This window comes from Rhodococcus sp. YL-1 (assembly GCF_001942025.1).
In the GTDB taxonomy this organism is placed as follows: domain Bacteria; phylum Actinomycetota; class Actinomycetes; order Mycobacteriales; family Mycobacteriaceae; genus Rhodococcus_F; species Rhodococcus_F qingshengii.
Map to the genome: position 1 here is coordinate 5,737,616 of NZ_CP017299.1, position 19,021 is coordinate 5,756,636.

Here is a 19,021-nt window from a genome sequence, read left to right on the forward strand (position 1 = left end):
CCGAACGGAGCAGCTCATGCTTTCCCCACAGTCAACCGAGGTCATTCGCGCCACCCTTCCCGTGGTCGGCGCTGCCATCGGCGATATCACAACCCTGTTCTACCGCAGGATGTTCGACGCGCATCCTGAACTCGAACGCGATTTGTTCAATCGCGGCAATCAGAAGCAGGGCGAACAGCAGAAGGCTCTCGCCGGCGCCATCGCGGCATTCGCGACGCTTCAGCTCGAGCCGGACAGCGCCAAGGTCGATCTCATACTTTCACGTATCGCCCACAAGCATGCGTCGCTGGGAATCACGCCCGACCAGTACGCAATCGTGCACGAACACCTCTTTGCCGCGATCGTCGAAATACTCGGCGATGCAGTCACTCCAGACGTCGCAGCAGCCTGGGACGAGGTCTACTGGCTGATGGCGGAAACCCTCATCACGATGGAGCGTGGCCTCTACCAACTCGCCGGCGTGGACGCCGGTGACGTCTGGCGCACAGTCAGGATCAGTGAACGAGTTCTTCAGTCCGCCGACACCGTCTCACTGACGCTCACGTCGCTCGACGGCAGTGCACTCCCCACCTTCGCTCCCGGACAGTATCTTTCGGTCGGGGTTACGCTGCCCGACGGCGCCCGCCAGATCCGCCAATACAGCCTGTGTTCGATACCGAGCAGCGCAGACTGGCGGATCAGCGTCAAGCGAATCTCCGGAACTCCCGATGGCGAAGTGTCGAACTTCCTCTACAACAACGTATTCGAAGGCCAAGAACTCTCCGTCACCACACCTTTCGGTGATCTCACCATGCCGGACGACAACTCGCCGCTCCTGCTCGCGTCGGCCGGAATCGGTTGCACACCGATGATCGGGATGCTCAATCATCTCGTGGACACCGGCGCTGACCGTCCGGTATCTGTCATCCATGCGGATCGATCCATTGCGGATCACGCGCACCGCGCAGAACTCAGCACACTCGTCGACCAGATTCCCGCCGCAACCCTGCACCGTTGGTACGAGGATCTCGGCACGCACGTTGCGTTCGGATCGGTTCACGAAGGACGGGCGGATTTGCAAGGTATTGCAGTGGAGCCCGATACCCAAGCCTTCCTTTGCGGGCCGATGCCGTTCATGTTGGCGATGCGCGCATCGTTGCTCGAACGGGACGTCCCGGCACAGAATATCCACTACGAGGTCTTCGGGCCCGACAGCTGGGCCAACACCTGAGCGGACCACTGCCTGCGAACTGGACCTTGGCGCGCGACTGCAAACCCTTGTGTACTCGACGAAACATACGCATCGAGTAGTGGGAGACCGACATGATCACGTCAGCGTCGATGACGGGAGTCGCGCTGATCGCCCTGGCGATGGTTCTGACACCGGGCCCCAACATGATCTATCTGGTGTCCCGCAGCATCAGCCAGGGCCGCCGGGCGGGTTTGATCTCGCTCGGCGGAGTCGCAACCGGTTTCCTGGTCTACCTCACCGCCACGTGTGCAGGGCTGACGGCGGTTCTCTTCGCCGTACCAACGGTGTTCACCGCGGTGAAAATCGGTGGTGCCCTGTACCTGGCCTATCTCGCCTGGTCGACACTCCGACCAGGTGGGAAGTCCGCTTTCGAGGTGGGCGAGGTCGACCGCCACGGTAGCGGCCGTCTGTTCGGGATGGGGTTGACCACCAATCTGCTCAATCCCAAGATTGCGCTGATGTACGCGGCCCTGATCCCCCAGTTCGTCGATCCCACTGCGGGTCCGGTCTGGCAACAGGCACTCGTACTCGGCGGCGTGCAGATCCTGGTCGCAGTCACCGTCAACGCGTTGATCGTGTGCTGTGCGGCAGCCGTGTCGACCTTCCTCATGGCGCGTCCGGTGTGGATGCGGGCTCAGAAATGGCTAGCTGGTGGCATTCTCGGAATCTTCGCCACCCGCATGGCCCTGGAGTAGTTTCAGTCCTTCGGACGTTGGTCGATCAGACGACGCGCTTTGCCGATCGAGCGTTCGAGTCCGCCGGGTTCGAGAACGCTCACCTCGACCGTGACACCGATCTTGTTCTTCACCAGCTTCTGCAACGCCGAAGACGCTGCCGCATGATCGGAAATTGCCGCGTCAGGGCGAGCCTCGACGCGCACTGTCAGAGTATCCATCCGGCCCGGACGCTCGAGCACACACTGGAATTGGGGTGCCAGGGCGGGGACGGTCAGGATCAGCTCTTCGATCTGTGTGGGGAACAGATTGACCCCACGCAGGATGATCATGTCGTCGGTCCGGCCGGTGACCTTCTGCATCCGACGCATCGAGCGCGCCGTACCGGGCAACAGACGGGTCAGGTCCCTGGTTCGGTAGCGAATGATGGGCAGCGCTTCCTTGGTGAGAGAGGTGAAAACCAGCTCACCTTCTTCACCGTCCGGCAGCACTTCGCCCGTGACCGGATCGATGATCTCCGGGTAGAAGTGGTCTTCCCAGATATGGAGCCCGTCTTTGGTTTCCACACATTCCATTGCCACACCCGGGCCCATGATCTCGGAGAGTCCGTAGATGTCGACCGCATGCATGTCGAGTTGCTGTTCCAGCTCGGTACGCATCTGTTCGGTCCACGGCTCCGCTCCGAAAACTCCCACCCTCAGTGAGGTCTTCGAGGGATCGATGCCTTTCTTGATCATCGCATCCACGATGGTCAACATGTACGACGGAGTCACCATGATGGCGTCGGGCTCGAAGTCCTCGATCAGTTGAATCTGCCGCTCGGTCATGCCACCGGACATGGGAATGACCGTGCAGCCCAAGCGCTCCGCACCGTAGTGTGCTCCCAATCCACCGGTGAACAGACCGTACCCGTAAGCCACGTGAACCTTGTCCGAAGACCGCACGCCGCCGGCCGAGAGACTGCGCGCGATGAGATCGGCCCAGTTGTTCAGGTCGTTGCTCGTGTACCCCACCACCGTCGGGCGACCGGTGGTCCCCGAAGACGCGTGAATTCGCGAGACCCGGTCCTGGGGCACTGCAAACATCTTGAACGGATAGTTCTCACGTAGATCCGCTTTGGTGGTGAAGGGGAACTTCGCGAGATCGCTCAGATCCTTCAAGTCGCTCGGGTGGACGCCGGCGTCGTCGAAAGCTTTGCGGTAGTGCGGAACATTGGTGTACGCGTGCATCAGGGACCATTGCATCCGCTCGAGTTGGAGCGTCGAAATGCGGTCCCGACTGGCAAATTCGATGTCTTGCGATGTAGCAGTGGCGAGTTCGGTCATGATTGTCTCCGGTGGGCTCAGTGAGGGCGCTGTGCGGGCGGTCAAGCGTCGAAATCGACTGTTATCTGTTCACCGACAGGGAAGGTCTGGCAGGTCAGTACAAAACCCGCGTCGACTTCGTAGTCTTCGAGTGCGTAGTTCCTGCGCATCTCGACGTCACCGCAGGTGACCTTGGCGCGACACGTTCCACAGACCCCGCCCTTGCACGCGAAGGGCAGATCCGATCGGTACTGTTCCGCTGCATCGAGAATCGACTGGTCTCGCGGAAGTGTCGCGGTGGTCGATCGACCGTCGAGAGTAATAGTCACCTCGCTGCTCGGTCCGACAATTCCGCGCTCACGATGCACTGCAACCGGCGGAGCGACGTCGTCGACGTAGAACAGCTCGTGATGGATGCGATCCTTGGCAATTCCCAAGCCGGCCAGTACTTCCTGGGCATCGTTGACCATCCCGAACGGACCACACAACCAGAAGCCGTCGACCTGGTCGCACGGAACGAGAGAGGTGAAGATCTCACGCAACCGGTCGGCGTCGAGACGGCCCGAGAACAACTCGACCTCGCGCGGCTCGCGAGAGAGAACATGAATAACGTCCAGGCGTGCACCGTACCGGTCCTTCAGGTCGGCGATTTCTTCGGCGAACATGACCGAACGGGTGCGCCTGTTCCCGTACAGCAGGGTGACATCGGCCTCGGGGTTCACCAGCAGTGTTGCAGCGATGGACAACATGGGCGTGATTCCGGAGCCCGCCGCGATCAGAACGTGCCGTCCACCCAATGCCGGATCGGCGACAAAATTGCCAGATGGGCCCTGGACGTCGATTCGATCCCCGGCCTTGACGTCTCGCACCAACCAGGAGGAGAAGAGTCCGTCTGCTACTTCGCGAACCCCCACCCGTGGAGACGCCCCTACCGGTGCACAGATCGAGTAGGAGCGACGGTGTTCGACGCCGTCGATCATCCGCCGCAGTGTCAGTGACTGCCCGGCGCCGAAGTCGAATTGATCGGCGATATCGGCAGGCACGTCGAAGGTGACGGCAACTGCGTCGTCGCACAGTGATTCGACACCGGCGACCGTCAACGGGTGAAATGGTTTGTTCCGGTTCGTCGTTGCGGTACTCATCTGTTCAGATCTCCTTCACGTGATCGAACGGCTCGAGGCAGTCGAGGCAGCGATAGAGCGCCTTGCACAGGGTCGCACCGAATTCCGAACTCAGTCTGGTGTTTGCCGAACCGCACTGGGGGCACAGGATGTCGCGCGGCTTGGCCGTCAAGGTCAAGGCGATCGGGCCGGAGGTGCGACGCGGCGCGGCCCCCGGCACCGAGTACCCGGCCGTCCGAAGTTTCGCGAGCCCCTCTTCGCTGATCCAATCCGAACTCCAAGGCGGCGACAGTTGAGTCTTGATCTGGACGCTGCCGTACCCCGCGTCGGTCAGCTTGTGCTCGATGTCGTCTCGCATCGTCGCCATCGCCGGACACCCGGAATAGGTGGGAGTGATTGTCACACAGACCAAGTTCGCTTCGACGTCGACCGATCGGATGACGCCGAGATCGGCCAAGGTCAACAGTGGCATCTCCGGATCCATCACCGAGGCGACGATCTCCTGCGCGGAAGAGACGGTAGCGGCAGTCACGGTCACCACACCCCTTCCGGATGCTCCCGAGCGACGCTCTGCATTTCGGCGAGAAGTAGCCCCAGTGCCCCGGTGTGCAGTCCGGCACGCCCGCCGCGGCCGCCGACGAAACCGGAGAAACGCGAAGGGGGCTCTTCCATTTCGGCTGCATGGAGGACCTGGGCAAGAACAGCGTCGAACTCCGGCCGAACAGTACGCGGGTCCACTCCGACGCCAACTTCTGCCAAGACGAGTTCGTCCTGAGTGGGAACAAAGAGTTCGTCCACGAACGGGAAGATCTCGAGCAAGGCGTCGGCCGTCCGACGCTTGGATTCTGCCGTGCCGGCGCCCAAGGTGACGACCCATCTTGCCGCGTAGTCGCGGTGATAGGTCAGTTCTTTGACGCCCTTGTTCGCCACAGCTGCGAGAACCGGATCGCGCGACATGCGCAGCCGATCGAACAGCGCCAGCCGCCAGGTCGAGAACACGAGTAGCCGAACGACCGTGTGCGCGAAGTCGCCGTTGGCGAGTTCCACCAGTCTCACGTTGCGGAAACCGAACTGATCACGAAAGAAGGCAAGCGCATCTTCAGCCGGCACCGGTGACGTATCGGAGATGAACGGAACCACAGTGGAATCGGCTGCTGCCGCGCGAGCCAGCAGCAGCCTGGCCTGCCCGATCAAGTCCAGGCCGACGTTGGCGAGAGCTACCTCTTCTTCGAGTTCCGGTGCCCGCGTCGACCATTCGGCGAGTCGCTGCGAACTGACGAGCGCGTCGTCGCCGAGCATGAGGCAGTAGCGCGCCAGCGCACCGAGATCGACATCGCCTGGCACCGTGGTGTCGACGCCGGCGAGGGGGTCGTCGAAGCTCGTTCCGAACGCCCACTGACCGTGGCCGTCACCGTCGACCAGGCCGTCGTAGGCACTGTCGTGATCGTTCATCTGTTGGTCCTCGAAGTCGAAGTGATTCTCACATGTGCGGAACGGAGTCCGGGATGTCGTAGAAAGTCGGGTGCCGGTAGACCTTGTCGCCGCTCGGCGCGAAGAACGGATCCTTTTCTGCCGGACTCGAAGCCACGATTTTCGCGGATGGCACGACCCAGATACTCACGCCTTCGTTACGTCTGGTGTAGACGTCGCGCGCGTGGCGTAACGCCATCTGGTCGTCTGCCGCGCGCAGGGATCCGACGTGCACGTGGTTCAGTCCGCGCTTTCCCCTCAGAAATACCTCGTACAAAGGCCATTCGCCCCGCACCTGATCGCCCTGTACCTGATCGTTCTCGCTCATGATGTTTCCCCAGTCGTGCGATCGTGCGCGAGTCTCTCGCGCTGTGCAAAGGCGTACGCGGCGTCGCGAACCCAGGCCCCGTTGTCGTGTGCGGCTTTCCGATTGGTGATCCGCTCGACGCTCGCCGCTCCGTTGCCGCGGACCACGTCCATGAATTCGCTCCAGTCCGGCTCGCCGAAATCGTGTGCGCCACGCTCGGGGTTCCAGCGCAGGTCGGGATCAGGGAAGGTCACACCGAGTATCTCGGCCTGCGGTATCGACATGTCCACGAATCGTTGCCGCAGTTCGTCGTTCGTGTGCCGCTTGATGCGCCACTTCATCGACTGCTCGGTGTTCGGCGATTCGTCGTCCGGCGGTCCGAACATCATCAGAGCGGGCCACCACCATCGGTCGACGGCTTCCTGCACCATTGCCCGTTGAGCTTCCGTGCCGCGCATCATCGTCGCCAACAGCTCGAAGCCTTGCCGCTGATGGAACGATTCCTCCTTGCACACACGGATCATCGCGCGCGCATACGGCCCGAAGGAGCTGCGGCACAGCGGAACCTGATTGCAGATGGCAGCTCCGTCGACCAGCCAGCCGATCACACCCACGTCGGCGTATGTCAGCGTCGGATAGTTGAAGATCGAGGAGTACTTCTGCTTTCCCTCGATCAGTTTGGTGGTCAGATCGCCACGATCGGCACCGAGCGTCTCGGCCGCGGAGTAGAGATACAGACCGTGCCCGGCTTCGTCCTGGACCTTCGCCATCAGGATCGCCTTGCGTCGCAACGAAGGCGCACGGGTGAGCCAGTTTCCCTCGGGCTGCATTCCGATGATCTCGGAATGCGCATGCTGGGCGACCTGGCGGATCAGAGTCTTGCGGTAGCCGTCCGGCATCCAGTCGCGAGGCTCGATGCGCTGGTCTGCCGCGATCGTCTCGTCGAACAGGTTCTGCAGGTCTTGTGGAGCTTCCACGTTGGTCATCGTACCTACCTTTTATTACCGAATGATCGGTTGGTAACTAGTATGCACCGAGGTGTCCCAGCACACAAGAGAATCTTTCGCCGCACCAGAAATCAGCGACCCTCGAAAACCGGCTTCTGCTTCGACAGGAAAGCCGTGACTGCGCCTCGATGATCTGCCGTGGAACCCAGCTCCACCTGTGCGTTCGCCTCGGCCGCCAGCGTCTGGGAAAGCCCAGGAGCAACGGCACGGATCAGCGATTTCACGTGGGCGAAGGCCGCGGTGGGTCCGTCGGCAAGCCGACGCGCGAGTACCCGAGCCTCAGCTGCGACGTCCTCGTCGGCCACCACGCGATGAACCAAGCCCCACTCCAGCGCGCTCTGCGCGTCGAACTTGTCGCCGAGCAACATCAGGCCACTGGCGCGGCTAGGTCCGAGCGCGTGCACGAGCGCATGACTGAGCCCGGAGTCACTGGCCAGACCGATGCCGGTGAATGCCGTCGCAAAGCTCGCGCGAGCCCCCACGACACGGATGTCTCCGGCCAACGCGATTCCCAACCCGGCCCCGACGCAGGCTCCGCCGATACCCACCACCACCGGGACAGAGAGCGTCGACAGCGCCGTGACGATGGGGTTGTAGTGCGCCTCGACGGTATCCATCGCGTGCGCCGGATCAGCATCCAACGCTGCGGCGTGCTCGCCCAGATCCTGACCGACGCAGAAGTTCTTGCCTTCGGCGAGAATCAACACCGCTCGAACCTCTGCGTCCGCGTGAACCTGCAGCAACGCTTCGAGCAGCTGAGACTTCATTTCGCCGTTGACGGCATTGGCGGCCTTGGGTCGGTCGAGAGTGATTGTCGCCAAACCTCGCTCGATCTCCAAGCGAATCACGTCAGTCATCGATGTTCCTTTCGCAGGCAGTTCGGTTCAGCTCCATGTGTGAAAACCCTGTCCCGTCTTGCGCCCCAACTCGCCGCGAGCCACCTTCTCTCGCAGCAGTGCTGGAGGTGCAAATCGATCACCGAGCGTGCTCGCGAGGTGTTCGGCGATCGCCAGGCGCACATCCAACCCGACCAGATCTGTCGAACGCAGCGGGCCCATCGGATGCCGATACCCCAATTCCATTGCTCGGTCGATCGATTCCGCGTCCGCCACACCCTCTTCGAGCATGCGGATGGCTTCGAGCCCGAGACCGACACCAAGTCGGCTGGTTGCAAAACCAGGTGAGTCGTTGACGAGCACCTCGGCTTTGCCGAGCATCGACACCCATGCTCGTACCGAGTCGACAACCTCGGGGCGGGTCTGAGGCGCCCGGACGATCTCGACCAACAGCGACGCCGGGACTGGATTGAAGAAGTGCATACCGATGAACCGGCCCGGATCCGTCAGCGCTGCGCCGAGTTCGGCGATCGACATGGAACTGGTGTTGCTGGCGATCACGGTGCTTTCTCCGGCAACGGTTTCCGCAGCGGCGAGCACCTCGACCTTGAGGGCCGCAATTTCCGGGACCGCCTCGACGATCAGGTCGAGCGACGGTGGCAACGAGGTCACTGCGTCCACGGTGCTCACGCGCGCCAGCACCGTCGCGGGGTCCTGGTCGTCGAGTTTCCCTCGCTCGTGAGCTCTGTCGAGGCCGGCGGAAACACGCTGCAACGCGGCCGCGGTGTCGCCACTCTCCGCGATGGTGACCGCCCCGCCGAGACTGGCGAACACCTGGGCGATACCCGCACCCATGCGTCCACCGCCGATGACTCCGACGGTCTTCGGTGCAACTGCTTCAGTCATGATTTCTTCTCCAGGAAGGCCGTCATGCGATCGCGCTTGTCCGAACTCTCGAACAGGACGGCCTGGGCGATGTCGTTGGCAAACGGATGCGATCCCGGCGCATCGACGATGATCTTGGTCAATCGCAGTGCCAGCGGGGACAGTCGGGAAATGCGGTCGAGCAGCCGATGCGCTGCGTCGACGTGGCAGTTCGGTTCGGTTACCTCGACAACCAGGCCCGCTCGTAGCGCCTGCTCGGCGTCGAGGTTCCTGGCACCGAGGAGCACCTGCTTCGCGATCGAGACGCCGACGAGCTTCGGCAGTCGATAGCTGGCGCCGGCGGCTGCCATTATGCCGAGATTGGGCTCCGGATTCCCGAAGACCGCCGTCGTTGTCGCGATGCGAAGGTCGCAGGCGTAGGTCAACTCTGCCCCACCGCCGAGCGCGTAGCCGCTCACGGCGGCCACGGTGGGAAGCGGGAGCTTTCCGATTCGGTCGAACAGCGTGCGGTTGATACCCGCGAACGCTTCCTCTCGTCCGCGCTCTCGGAGCTCCGCGATGTCAGCGCCGCCTGCGAAGTGGTCGCCGCGCCCCGCAAGCAGGAGCAGCTTCGGATCCCGTTCGAGGCGTCCACAAACCTGATGCAGTTCGTCGATCATTTCCGCGTTGATCGCATTGCGTTGCGCGGGCCTGTCGAGGGTGACCACGACGCGATCCTCGCGCTCGTCCACGTGCAGGGTGTTCACATTCGCTCCTTCTCGCTCTTCTCCATTAGTAACCGAACATTCGGTCGTTTGGCAAGGGTGAGAACGAGGATGGTGCACAGCTTTGCCCGAACTGAGAAGATGGGGACATGACTACGGCACGCCCCACTCGACGCACCGGCCTCCCCGGACGTCCCGGCTACGACCTCGATTCGCTCCTGGCCGTGGCCGTGAAGGTGTTCAACGACAAGGGCTACGACGGCGCCAGCATGGAGGTGCTCGCCAAGAAACTCGGCATCACGAAGTCCTCGATCTACCACCATGTGTCCGGAAAGTCAGAACTTCTCGAACTCGCCCTTTCGCGTGCACTCAACGCCCTGTTTGCGGTCACGACCGAAGAGGGCGCCACCACCGGTCCGTACATCGACCGGCTCGAATACCTGGTCCGGCGCAGCGTAGAGGTGCTGGTCGCAGAGCTTCCATACGTCACCCTGCTCCTGCGCGTCCGCGGCAACACGACGGTCGAGCGCGCCGCGCTAGCTCGTCGACGCGAATTCGACAACTTCGTCGGAGGTCTCGTCGCGTCCGCCGCAGCGGAGGGAGACTTGCGCCCGGACATCGAACCAGCCCTCGCCAGCAAGCTGATGTTCGGCACCGTCAACTCACTGATCGAGTGGTACAAACCCCGAGCGGGTGAGTCCGTCTCCGACATCGCCGACGCGGTCGTCGCCGTCACTTTCGACGGACTTCGCAAGGCCTGACTCCAGGCAGTTCTGCCGAATCCTTGACAACGCGGCGTTACCGGGCGATCGTAATTACCGACCGAACGTACGGTGAGATGGAGTTGTCGTGAGCAGACTGTTGGAAAGCTATGTGGCCGGTCAGTGGTACGCCGCACCGGACGCAGGTACCCCGTTGCCGAGCGCAGTGGACGGATCGGAGGTGGCCCGGATCTCCGCAACCGGCGTCGACCTCGCCGAGATGGTTACGTATGCACGCGAGGTCGGCGGGCCTGCACTGTCCGCGATGACCTTCCACGAACGTGCCGGCGCGCTCAAGGCTCTCGCCCTCACGTTGATGGCAGGAAAAGCCGAGTTCTACACACTCTCCACTGCCACCGGTGCGACGACGCGAGATTCCGGGGTGGACATCGACGGCGGATTCGGGACCCTGCTGAGCTACGCGAGCAAGGCTCGGCGCGAATTGCCCGACAGCACAGTCTTTCTGGACGGAAACGTCGAGCCTCTCGGCAAAGGCGGAACCTTCCTCGGGCAACACATCTATACATCACGTCGCGGCGTCGCCGTGCAGATCAACGCCTTCAATTTCCCGGTGTGGGGGTTCCTGGAGAAGCTGGCACCGGCATTCATCGCGGGGGTGCCGTCCATCGTCAAACCTGCCAGTTCCACGGCATATCTCACCGAACTCGTCTTCCGGCGCATCATCGAATCAGGCTTGCTCCCGGAGGGTTCCGTCCAACTGCTCTCCGGTAGTGCACGGGGCCTCCTCGATCACCTCGGCGGGCAGGACTCAGTGGCATTCACCGGATCCGCCGACACCGCCGCAACGCTGCGTGCTCACCCGAACGTCGTCGGCAAGGGCGTCCATTTCAATGCCGAAGCCGATTCACTCAACGCGTCGATCCTCGGCGAGGACGCCGTACCAGGAACGCCCGAATTCGATTTGTACGTCAAACAACTCGTCACCGAGATGACGGTCAAGGCGGGCCAGAAGTGCACGGCGATCCGGCGCGCCCTGGTCCCGCTCTCGCTGGTCGACGCCGTTGTCGATGCCGCATCCGAGCGACTGAACAAAGTGGTCGTGGGACACCCCGATGCTGATGGCGTCACTATGGGAGCTCTCGCCAGCATCGAACAGCGTGACGAGGTCTTGAAATCCATTCGCGGTCTGACGAAGTCGGCAACTATCGTATTCGGAGACCCGGACAACGTCGACGTGGTCGGTGCCGACGGCCAGTCAGGAGCCTTCCTTTCCCCAGTCCTTCTCCGGGCGGAAGAGAATGCGCACGAGGTACACGAACTGGAGGCCTTCGGACCCGTCAGCACCGTCATCGGATACGACGGCATCGATCATGCGATCGAACTCGCGGCCCATGGCGAGGGAAGCCTCGTCGCCTCGGTGGTCACTGCCGACACCGACATCGCACGTCGACTGGTGCTGGGCCTCGCAGCTTTTCACGGCAGAGTGCTCGTCCTGAACCGCGACGACGCCAAGGAATCCACCGGCCACGGCTCTCCCCTTCCAGTCCTCGTACACGGCGGTCCCGGCCGTGCCGGCGGCGGTGAGGAGCTGGGTGGCATCCGCGGAGTTCTGCACCACATGCAGCGGACCGCCGTACAGGGCACACCCGACGTCCTCACCGCAGTCGGCGAGCGCTGGTTCACCGGATCGCAGCGCACGACCGGATCCGAACATCCATTCCGAAAGAGTCTCGCCGAGTTGAAGATCGGTGACACTGTTGTCGGCGGTCCGCGCCAGGTCACACTCGCAGACATCGATCATTTTGCAGAGTTCACCGGTGACACCTTCTACGCTCACACCGATCCGGTGGCCGCTGCGGCGAATCCACTCTTCGGCGGCATCGTCGCGCACGGCTATCTTGTTGTCTCACTCGCTGCGGGCCTGTTCGTCGACCCGGCTCCCGGCCCGGTTCTCGCGAACTTCGGCGTGGACAGCCTCAGGTTCCTGACTCCGGTCAAAGCCGAAGACAGCCTGACGGTCACCCTCACAGCCAAGACCATCACACCTCGCAGCAGCGCCGACTACGGTGAGGTTCGTTGGGACGCCGTGGTGACGAACCAGGACAACGATCCGGTCGCGACATACGACGTCCTGACTCTGGTAGCCAAGACTCGCCCCGAAGGGAATTGAAAGCACATGACCTATCGAGTAGCAGTGTGTTACGGACGCCCCACCGATCCGGAGGCTTTCGACAAGTACTACAACGAGATCCACGTCCCGCTCGCCAGCGCAGTGCCAGGGCTCTCGGACTTCACGTTCAGCAAGTGCTCGACGCTGGACGGCTCCGATCCAGTCTTCTATGCCGTCGCCAACCTCGAGTTTCCCGATCTCGAGACTATGCAGAGCGGCCTGAAGTCCCCGGAGATGGGCGCCGCTGGAAAAGATGTCGCAAACTTTGCCACCGGCACGGTCGACATGTATGTCCAGGAAGTTGTCTCGGTCCTCTAGACCCCTGCAATTTCCCGATCACACAGGAGTTGTCTCGTGAGTACAGGAAGCATCACCGCCAGAGAGATGTTCGACGCGGACCAGGCATCGCAGGCACTCGGTATCGAGATTTCCGAGCTGGCGCCCGGTAGCGCAACCGTGACCGTCACCGTGGGCGAAACCATGGTGAACGGTCACGGAATCACACACGGCGGTTATGTTTTCCTGCTCGCGGACACCGCGTTTGCGCTCGCCTGCAACGGCTACGAGGATTCAGCCGTTGCAGCGCGCGCGGACATCAGATTTCTGCGTCCGACCCGTCTGGGCGACACCTTGACCGCGATCGCCACCGAGAAGGCTCGAGGCGGCCGAAGTGGGATCTACGACGTGACCGTTCGCAATGGCGACACCGTCGTGGCCGAGTTCCGCGGCGACAGTCGAACCATCACCCGCTGAAATTCAGCCCACGGTGTATCAGCCCACGGTGTATCAGCCCACGACGGGAAGTTCGAGGGGGCCGGAACCGTCGGCAAAGATCGTCACCGGCATACCTTGCAGTCCCCCACGGAAACTGATGTCGCCACCGGTGATCGCGAGACGCACGGAATGCCCTGGCTCGAATCGGTGCACTATCGCCGGCATCGTCACCGGCACCGGCTGCGACGGATCACTGATGCGTATGGGCGCGATGAGTCCGTTGATCAGCGAGGAAGTTCCGTCCGGAGCCACGTCGTAGAGTTTCGCGAACACCACCGGCTGTCCGGGCGCCGCAACACGCAGCGTCACAGTGGGGGCTCCCACCACGTCCATAGCCTCGGTCATCGGCGCAGTGGTCCAGAGCGCCTCGGTTCCCGGAATCTGTGCATTCGGAATGTTTCCGGCCGGATTGATATTGAGTGGCTCTACGCCCGTCGGCAGCCCAGCCGGTGCGGTGACGATCGTCTTCGAACCCGGTATCACCGGCGTGCCGTCCGGTAGCAGTCCCCCGTCAGCGGACAGATGGAAGGCGCGAGCGGTCCCGACATCGACGGTGTCGGACGTCGCGTAGGCCGGTGCCGCGTTTCCCTCGTAGTCGATCCAGTTGCGGAAATACGCGAATTCCGGGCCGGTCTCGGTGTTCTCGTCCTTGAGGTAGTGATCGAACCAGTCCATGAAGCGACCGGTCTCGTACTGGGTATCCTCGTCGGGTGCGGAGAAGCTGAACTCGCCCGGCGCAGCGGCCAAGTGGCTGTGCCCCCACGAATGCCAGATCATCTTGGCATCGACGCCACGATCCTTCAGCGCGTCGTAAGTCGCGGTTGCCTCGTTCAGATCGAACAGGGTGTCCTGTTGCCCCTGAGCAAGCAGTACCGGGATATTGATCCGGTCGACGAACGACGAGACCGATGACGCTCGTAGCTCACTCACTACTTGCGGTCCGATGTCGCCGGTCACCACTGCCTCGGCGATCGCGTTGCACATGTAAGGGACGTAGTTCGGGCAGCCGGGTAGCCGTGCGGGATCTGCGATGTAACCGTCCACACCGGGATTCGCGATGCCCGCGCCGAAGAGCAGCGATGCAAAGAGCACCTTCGCTGCTCCCGGCTCCGCAGTCGACACTCCGGAGATGGTCCCGGTGCTGTTGGGCGCCAGAGAATACGAGAGATCGTTCCAGGTGATCATGGGGATGATGGTGTCGATGCGGGGATCGACACTCGCGGCGGCGAATTGAATGCCGCCGCCGTAAGAGCCACCCGTCATTCCGACCCGCGGGTCGTTCGTCGACGGTGCACCGGTGTGATCGACGGAGTCCTGAACGACCGTGGTGAGCGCCGGATAGGGCTGCGTCAGAGCCTGATCCGTGAAGGCAATCCCTTCTTGGCCGCCGAGGAAGCTGACCAACTGGGAAGCGGCGACACCGTCGTATGCGGGAGAGTCGAGTGTGATCTTGCAACTCGTGCCGCCGAAACCCAATCCCGAATACGTCAGTCCGACATACCCGTTCTCGGCGAAGTTCTGCAGGGCCGGAATCTGGTCCTTGTACGAACCGCCGAACCCGTTGGTGGTCAGGATCGCGGGAGCTGGGTTGTCAGCGTCGACGCCATCGGGAACAAAGAGTTCACCGACGACGGTGCACGGCGTCGAGAGTTCAGGCCCGACATCCACCGAGAAGTACAGCAGCTGTGACGAATACGAGCCGTTCGGTGAATCCGCGAGCGCCGGCGGCGAAAAGCCGAGGGCGCAAACCACGAGCGTGACGACACTGATCGCTGTTCTCCGGCGCACCTGAAAACCGTACACCCGGATCTGTTCTCCACCAGCTCAATCCGGCGCGTGCCGCCAACGTTTTCTCGCGAAAGTCACGCCAGACCGAGCCGACCTCTACTTGACCGTCAAGGTGCCGCGCATGCTCGGATGATAGGTGCAGTGGAACGTGTACGTTCCCGGCTCGTTCGGCACCGTGATGGTTTCCGTCTCGCCGGCCTCGATGTCCTCACTGAACAGTCCTGCCGTATCGGACGTGACCGAGTGTTCGACGGTGTCGTTGTTCTGAATGGTCAGTACCTGACCAGGCATCACCGACTCCGGTGTCGAATACTCGAAGCCGCTGATCACGATTCCCATCGACGACGCTCCCGGCGTCGACATACCCAGAGGCATGCTCGGCATCGACATACTGGTCGGCATGCTGGTCATCGGCATACTGGTCATCGCCATGCCGTCGTGATCGGCCGAATCGTTGTCCGACGAATCGTTGTTGTCACTGCACGCGGTCAGTGCGAACACCGCCAGGATCAGCGCTGCGAGCACTGCGAGAATCCGCTTCATTGCTTCGCCTCCTGCTCGTTCCCCCGCAGTCTGCTGATTACCCGCCGCCTAGGGGGCCAAACAGCTCCGATGTGGTGCCTGCGGCGCTGATAGTGCACGATTTCTGCACCAGCTCCACTCGCGGACCGACACTGAAGGAAACAGCACAGATGGCCAAGAGCAAAACGTCGAAGGCAGCCAAGACGAAGGCGCCGGTAGCGTCAAAAGCACCCGCGGCGAAGGCGCCCGCAGTCCTCTGGAAGGACCTGCCGGACGAGCACGACTACCCGGCAGCCCGCGATTACCTCCAGTTGGGCGCGACGCCGGTTCAGGTCCAAGCTCTCGTGTACGCCCTCAAGACGGCGACGCTGGTCTCGAAGAAGGCCAAGGACATCCTGCGGGCTGCTGGGCTCCCTCTGCTTCCGGTCGACAACCCACACGTGGCTGCCGACCTGTTGAAGATCCGTAAGGGGATCGCGCTGTCGCCGATCCTGCTGGTGCAGGGAGACTTCCGCGCCGGAGTACCGGCGCAGATCGCCGACGGCTACCACCGTGTGTGTGCGAGCTACCACGTGGACGAGAACACCGGCATCCCTGCAAAGATCGCTCCCTCGACAGTGACGTCGTAGGTCGTCGATGACCTTCGGCATCCTTGCCCTCGTCGCGCTGGCCGGCATTCTCGGCCCGCTGCTCGGCGCTCGCGTCAGTTGGCATGTCCCCGTGGTGGTCGGCGAACTTGCCGCGGGCGTCGTCTTCGGTGTCACAGGTTTCGGGCTGCTGGACTCTTCCAACCGGACTTTCACCTTCCTGGCCGATATCGGATTCGCGCTCACGATGATGGTGGCCGGCTCACACGTCCCGGTTCGCGATCCGGCAGTCCGTGCGGCCATCGGCAAGGGTGCCGTTCGCTCGGTTGTCGTCGGACTTCTGTCGGTTGTTGCCGGCTACGGTGCGGCGACGGCATTCGGCACCGGTCACGCCGCGCTGTACGCGGTCCTGATCGCGTCGTCGTCCGCGGCGTTGATTCTCCCCATCGTCGATTCGCTGGGGCTCGGTGGAACCTCGGTTCTGCAGATGACTGCCCAGGTCGCGATCGCGGACACCGTCTGCATTGTTGCGCTGCCTTTGGTGATCGATCCGGACAATGCCCCTCGTGCCGGTGTCGGCGCACTGGCTGTGGCGGCGTGTGCGGTTGCCTTGTTCTTCGTACTGCGAGCCTTCCACCGGTCCGGCCATTGGCGAAGGCTCCACAAATTCTCGGAGAAACGAAAGTTTGCACTCGAACTCCGGATCAATCTGGTGATCCTCTTTTCTCTGGCAGCGCTGGCGTCGAGCACTCACGTGTCGATCATGCTCGCGGGCTTCGCCTTCGGGCTCGTTCTTGCCGCGATCGGTGAACCCCGCCGCCTCGCCAAACAGCTCTTCGCCATCACCGACGGCTTCTTCGCTCCCCTCTTCTTCGTCTGGTTGGGAGCGGCGATCAATCTGCGCGACCTCGTCACCCATCCGTCCGCCATCTGGCTCGGATTGGTCTTGGGCGGAGCAACTCTCGTGGTTCACGCCGCGATACGCGCCCTCGGTCTCCCGCTCCCTCTCGGCGTGCTGTCCGCCGCACAACTGGGAGTACCGGTTGCCGCAGTTACGGTGGGCACTCAATTGGGGGTGATGGGCGACGGTGAACCCGCAGCCATCCTCCTCGCCGCCATGATCACGATCGGTGCAGCAACGCTGGCGGGTGCTGCCGCGTCGAAAGCTGGTCTCACGAAGCCTGCTTGACCGCGGCCCTCTCCACCGTCAGCAAGCTCTCCTCCGAATGTTCGGCGTGATACGCCGCGCCGCCGCCGCGGACACCGAAGAGTCGCTTGCTCCAGATCAGCCATACGACGGCAGCGATATTCACCAGCAGCAACCCGGCCCTCAACCACGTGATCTTCTCGGTCAATTCGTAGATTTCGAGGGGCAGGAACAAGCTGGTCGCCACCACCGCGAAGTACTCGCCCCAGCGTTCGACCATCCACAGGCCGACTGCCTCGATCACTTGAAGGCCGGCGTAGACCAACAGCCCGACTGCGATCCAGGTGAGCGTCGTAGCGGACAACGAAAACGCCTGCTCGATGTGATGGACCAGTTTGGAATCGTCGATGTTCCAGCCCAATTGACGGGCAAGTGGCCTGATCAACGGCAATTCGTTCTCGAAGGCGTCCTCGGCGCGACCCTTCGACGATCTCAGTTCGAACACACCGATCGCCAGAAGAACCAAACCCAGAGCGCGGAACATTCTCTCGGTGGCAAGAAGTCGCATGATCAACCGGTCGCGAAGCAGCCTCCCCCGCGGAACCTCGGGGGCGGCGTCCGCCGGTCCCGATGCTCGGGGCGCTCCCGGGACGAAGTTGCCGCAACGTAGGCACCGCCACGCCTGACCCACCGCAGTATCCACATGTAGTCGATCCCGCAGCTCAGGTTCGTCCGGAGCGTAGGTCTCGTGACCGTGCCAACTGCACGAGCGCAATGCGAAGTCCACGGGTGAACTCTATGCCGCATATGCCCGGTAGCGTGGATACCCGCTGACCGTGCACTTCGAACGATGAGGATTCCGATGACAACCACCAAGATCGAAACCCGGCATGGCGTCATGGCAGTCGACGACAGTGCCACCGACGGTTTTCCGGTTGTCTTCATCCACGGGAACTCGGCCAGCCGCTCCATCTTCCGTCATCAGGTCGACGCCGACTGGGCCGGCGACTACCGCATGATCACTCTGGACCTACTCGGCCACGGCGACTCCGAGGACGCGAGCGATCCCGAAGCCGCATACACGCAGAACGGTTACGCCGACGCCATCGTCGATGTTCTGACCGAACTCGGCGTCGAAAGAGCCGTTGTCGTCGGCTGGTCGCTCGGCGGACACATCGCTCTCGAGTTGATCGCGAAATTCCCCGGGCTCACCGGAATCGTCATCACCGGTACGCCGCCGGCAAATCCCGAGACGCTCGGCGACGCCTTCAATGCCGGCGACGGATTGTCCATCGGCGGCACCGAGGTCATCACCGCGCAAGAAGCCGAACTCTACGCACGAATGACCGCCGTTCCCTTCGAGCAGGCTGCCCTCGACGCCGCGATACGCACGGACGGACGCGCTCGCAAGATCATGTTCGACGCATTCGGCGCGGGCCGCGAATCGGATCAGAAGGCTCTGGTTGCAACGGCGTCTGTGCCTCTCGCGGTGATCGACGGCGCCGAGGACCCGTTCGTGAACACGTCGTATGTCGCGTCGTTGACCTTCGCGAATCTCTGGGAGGGCACGTATCACGTGATTCCCGGTGTGGGGCATGCAGCGTTCTGGGAAGCCCCTGAGGTGTACAACCCACTGTTGCAACGATTCCTCGGCAGTTTCGCACAGTAACCTGCTGGACAACCTGCTGGACGCGGCGTCCTATGAGATAGAAGCCACTCGACAATCCGGCCATGTCCGGATCATTCATCGCCGTCCTACAGTTCGGAAAACG

21 protein-coding genes are annotated in these 19,021 nt (G+C 62.5%); 9 read left to right on the top strand and 12 right to left on the bottom strand.

The genetic code is table 11. The features are described from left to right. Positions 1 to 16 precede the first annotated feature (16 nt). Together BH682_RS26800 and BH682_RS26805 are read left to right on the top strand one after the other, a co-directional pair. Positions 17 to 1,210, top strand: coding sequence for a globin domain-containing protein (locus BH682_RS26800; protein ID WP_075834673.1), 1,194 nt, complete (start codon positions 17 to 19; stop codon positions 1,208 to 1,210). Between the two features lie 92 nt (positions 1,211 to 1,302). Then, positions 1,303 to 1,926 (top strand): LysE family translocator, encoded by a 624-nt coding sequence (locus BH682_RS26805; protein WP_007730629.1) that lies wholly within the window; start codon positions 1,303 to 1,305, stop codon positions 1,924 to 1,926. Between the two features lie 2 nt (positions 1,927 to 1,928). Here the strand turns inward: BH682_RS26805 and paaK are convergent, their stop codons facing one another. The 9 genes from paaK to BH682_RS26850 form a co-directional block, all read right to left on the bottom strand. After that, entirely contained in the window at positions 1,929 to 3,230 is a 1,302-nt protein-coding gene (gene paaK, locus BH682_RS26810) for a phenylacetate--CoA ligase PaaK (RefSeq protein WP_042446417.1), read from the bottom strand. Between the two features lie 41 nt (positions 3,231 to 3,271). Beyond that, positions 3,272 to 4,351 carry a 1,2-phenylacetyl-CoA epoxidase subunit PaaE gene (gene paaE / locus BH682_RS26815; RefSeq protein ID WP_064687859.1) on the bottom strand — a complete coding sequence of 360 codons (1,080 nt, stop codon included), beginning with the start codon at positions 4,349 to 4,351 and terminating at the stop codon, positions 3,272 to 3,274. 4 nt (positions 4,352 to 4,355) lie between these two features. After that, on the bottom strand, positions 4,356 to 4,862 hold the full coding sequence (gene paaD, locus BH682_RS26820; RefSeq protein WP_037130654.1) for a 1,2-phenylacetyl-CoA epoxidase subunit PaaD: 507 nt from the start codon (positions 4,860 to 4,862) through the stop codon (positions 4,356 to 4,358). A 2-nt stretch (positions 4,863 to 4,864) separates the two neighbouring features. Next, positions 4,865 to 5,782, bottom strand: a complete 918-nt coding sequence (gene paaC / locus BH682_RS26825; protein ID WP_007730623.1) for a 1,2-phenylacetyl-CoA epoxidase subunit PaaC — start codon at positions 5,780 to 5,782, stop codon at positions 4,865 to 4,867. Positions 5,783 to 5,810: 28 nt separating this feature from the next. Further along, the gene (gene paaB / locus BH682_RS26830; RefSeq protein ID WP_020909477.1) at positions 5,811 to 6,128 is read right to left on the bottom strand and encodes a 1,2-phenylacetyl-CoA epoxidase subunit PaaB; all 318 of its coding nucleotides are present in this window, start codon (positions 6,126 to 6,128) and stop codon (positions 5,811 to 5,813) included. Further along, on the bottom strand, positions 6,125 to 7,093 hold the full coding sequence (gene paaA, locus BH682_RS26835; protein WP_007730621.1) for a 1,2-phenylacetyl-CoA epoxidase subunit PaaA: 969 nt from the start codon (positions 7,091 to 7,093) through the stop codon (positions 6,125 to 6,127). The genes paaB and paaA overlap by 4 nt, the downstream gene beginning before the upstream one ends. Positions 7,094 to 7,185: 92 nt before the next feature. Then, entirely contained in the window at positions 7,186 to 7,971 is a 786-nt protein-coding gene (locus BH682_RS26840; RefSeq protein ID WP_029256503.1) for an enoyl-CoA hydratase-related protein, read from the bottom strand. Between the two features lie 27 nt (positions 7,972 to 7,998). Beyond that, positions 7,999 to 8,856 carry a 3-hydroxyacyl-CoA dehydrogenase family protein gene (locus BH682_RS26845; RefSeq protein WP_007730617.1) on the bottom strand — a complete coding sequence of 286 codons (858 nt, stop codon included), beginning with the start codon at positions 8,854 to 8,856 and terminating at the stop codon, positions 7,999 to 8,001. Further along, complete coding sequence (locus BH682_RS26850; protein ID WP_075834675.1) at positions 8,853 to 9,581, bottom strand: enoyl-CoA hydratase/isomerase family protein; 729 nt, start codon at positions 9,579 to 9,581, stop codon at positions 8,853 to 8,855. The genes BH682_RS26845 and BH682_RS26850 overlap by 4 nt, the downstream gene beginning before the upstream one ends. A gap of 107 nt (positions 9,582 to 9,688) precedes the next feature. On the opposite strand from BH682_RS26850, the gene BH682_RS26855 reads away from it, so the two are divergent. From BH682_RS26855 to paaI, 4 genes are all read left to right on the top strand, one after another. Next, positions 9,689 to 10,300 (top strand): TetR/AcrR family transcriptional regulator, encoded by a 612-nt coding sequence (locus tag BH682_RS26855; RefSeq protein ID WP_007730612.1) that lies wholly within the window; start codon positions 9,689 to 9,691, stop codon positions 10,298 to 10,300. 88 nt (positions 10,301 to 10,388) lie between these two features. Beyond that, positions 10,389 to 12,431 carry a phenylacetic acid degradation bifunctional protein PaaZ gene (gene paaZ / locus BH682_RS26860; RefSeq protein ID WP_075834677.1) on the top strand — a complete coding sequence of 681 codons (2,043 nt, stop codon included), beginning with the start codon at positions 10,389 to 10,391 and terminating at the stop codon, positions 12,429 to 12,431. Between the two features lie 6 nt (positions 12,432 to 12,437). Continuing rightward, a complete protein-coding gene (locus BH682_RS26865) occupies positions 12,438 to 12,749 on the top strand; it encodes an EthD family reductase (protein ID WP_007730606.1) in 312 nt (103 codons plus the stop codon). Positions 12,750 to 12,815: 66 nt separating this feature from the next. Next, complete coding sequence (gene paaI / locus BH682_RS26870) at positions 12,816 to 13,184, top strand: hydroxyphenylacetyl-CoA thioesterase PaaI (RefSeq protein ID WP_050794025.1); 369 nt, start codon at positions 12,816 to 12,818, stop codon at positions 13,182 to 13,184. A 33-nt stretch (positions 13,185 to 13,217) separates the two neighbouring features. On the opposite strand, the gene BH682_RS26875 is transcribed toward paaI, so the two are convergent. Further along, positions 13,218 to 15,008, bottom strand: coding sequence for a CocE/NonD family hydrolase (locus BH682_RS26875; protein ID WP_075834679.1), 1,791 nt, complete (start codon positions 15,006 to 15,008; stop codon positions 13,218 to 13,220). Positions 15,009 to 15,089: 81 nt separating this feature from the next. After that, positions 15,090 to 15,536 (bottom strand): cupredoxin domain-containing protein, encoded by a 447-nt coding sequence (locus BH682_RS26880; protein ID WP_054187525.1) that lies wholly within the window; start codon positions 15,534 to 15,536, stop codon positions 15,090 to 15,092. Between the two features lie 149 nt (positions 15,537 to 15,685). Between BH682_RS26880 and BH682_RS26885 the strand changes: the two genes are divergently transcribed. Beyond that, on the top strand, positions 15,686 to 16,144 hold the full coding sequence (locus BH682_RS26885; RefSeq protein WP_223304555.1) for a hypothetical protein: 459 nt from the start codon (positions 15,686 to 15,688) through the stop codon (positions 16,142 to 16,144). 7 nt (positions 16,145 to 16,151) lie between these two features. Continuing rightward, complete coding sequence (locus tag BH682_RS26890; RefSeq protein WP_075834681.1) at positions 16,152 to 17,291, top strand: cation:proton antiporter; 1,140 nt, start codon at positions 16,152 to 16,154, stop codon at positions 17,289 to 17,291. Here the strand turns inward: BH682_RS26890 and BH682_RS26895 are convergent. Then, the gene (locus BH682_RS26895; RefSeq protein ID WP_003943067.1) at positions 17,275 to 18,036 is read right to left on the bottom strand and encodes a DUF2127 domain-containing protein; all 762 of its coding nucleotides are present in this window, start codon (positions 18,034 to 18,036) and stop codon (positions 17,275 to 17,277) included. The two genes, BH682_RS26890 and BH682_RS26895, sit on opposite strands and share 17 nt — an antisense overlap. 75 nt (positions 18,037 to 18,111) lie before the next feature. Here BH682_RS26895 and BH682_RS26900 point away from each other — a divergent pair, with 75 nt between their 5' ends. Next, positions 18,112 to 18,918 carry an alpha/beta fold hydrolase gene (locus tag BH682_RS26900; RefSeq protein ID WP_003942939.1) on the top strand — a complete coding sequence of 269 codons (807 nt, stop codon included), beginning with the start codon at positions 18,112 to 18,114 and terminating at the stop codon, positions 18,916 to 18,918. Positions 18,919 to 19,021 lie beyond the last annotated feature (103 nt).

Bases quoted from the DNA above. Each gene is read 5' to 3' on its own strand.
- BH682_RS26800 (WP_075834673.1), top strand. From the start codon at position 17: ATGCTTTCCCCACAGTCAACCGAGGTCATTCGCGCCACCCTTCCCGTG.
- BH682_RS26805 (WP_007730629.1), top strand. From the start codon at position 1,303: ATGATCACGTCAGCGTCGATGACGGGAGTCGCGCTGATCGCCCTGGCG.
- paaK (WP_042446417.1), bottom strand. From the start codon at position 3,230: ATGACCGAACTCGCCACTGCTACATCGCAAGACATCGAATTTGCCAGT.
- paaE (WP_064687859.1), bottom strand. From the start codon at position 4,351: ATGAGTACCGCAACGACGAACCGGAACAAACCATTTCACCCGTTGACG.
- paaC (WP_007730623.1), bottom strand. From the start codon at position 5,782: ATGAACGATCACGACAGTGCCTACGACGGCCTGGTCGACGGTGACGGC.
- paaB (WP_020909477.1), bottom strand. From the start codon at position 6,128: ATGAGCGAGAACGATCAGGTACAGGGCGATCAGGTGCGGGGCGAATGG.
- paaA (WP_007730621.1), bottom strand. From the start codon at position 7,093: ATGACCAACGTGGAAGCTCCACAAGACCTGCAGAACCTGTTCGACGAG.
- BH682_RS26840 (WP_029256503.1), bottom strand. From the start codon at position 7,971: ATGACTGACGTGATTCGCTTGGAGATCGAGCGAGGTTTGGCGACAATC.
- BH682_RS26845 (WP_007730617.1), bottom strand. From the start codon at position 8,856: ATGACTGAAGCAGTTGCACCGAAGACCGTCGGAGTCATCGGCGGTGGA.
- BH682_RS26855 (WP_007730612.1), top strand. From the start codon at position 9,689: ATGACTACGGCACGCCCCACTCGACGCACCGGCCTCCCCGGACGTCCC.
- BH682_RS26865 (WP_007730606.1), top strand. From the start codon at position 12,438: ATGACCTATCGAGTAGCAGTGTGTTACGGACGCCCCACCGATCCGGAG.
- paaI (WP_050794025.1), top strand. From the start codon at position 12,816: ATGTTCGACGCGGACCAGGCATCGCAGGCACTCGGTATCGAGATTTCC.
- BH682_RS26880 (WP_054187525.1), bottom strand. From the start codon at position 15,536: ATGAAGCGGATTCTCGCAGTGCTCGCAGCGCTGATCCTGGCGGTGTTC.
- BH682_RS26885 (WP_223304555.1), top strand. From the start codon at position 15,686: ATGGCCAAGAGCAAAACGTCGAAGGCAGCCAAGACGAAGGCGCCGGTA.
- BH682_RS26890 (WP_075834681.1), top strand. From the start codon at position 16,152: ATGACCTTCGGCATCCTTGCCCTCGTCGCGCTGGCCGGCATTCTCGGC.
- BH682_RS26900 (WP_003942939.1), top strand. From the start codon at position 18,112: ATGACAACCACCAAGATCGAAACCCGGCATGGCGTCATGGCAGTCGAC.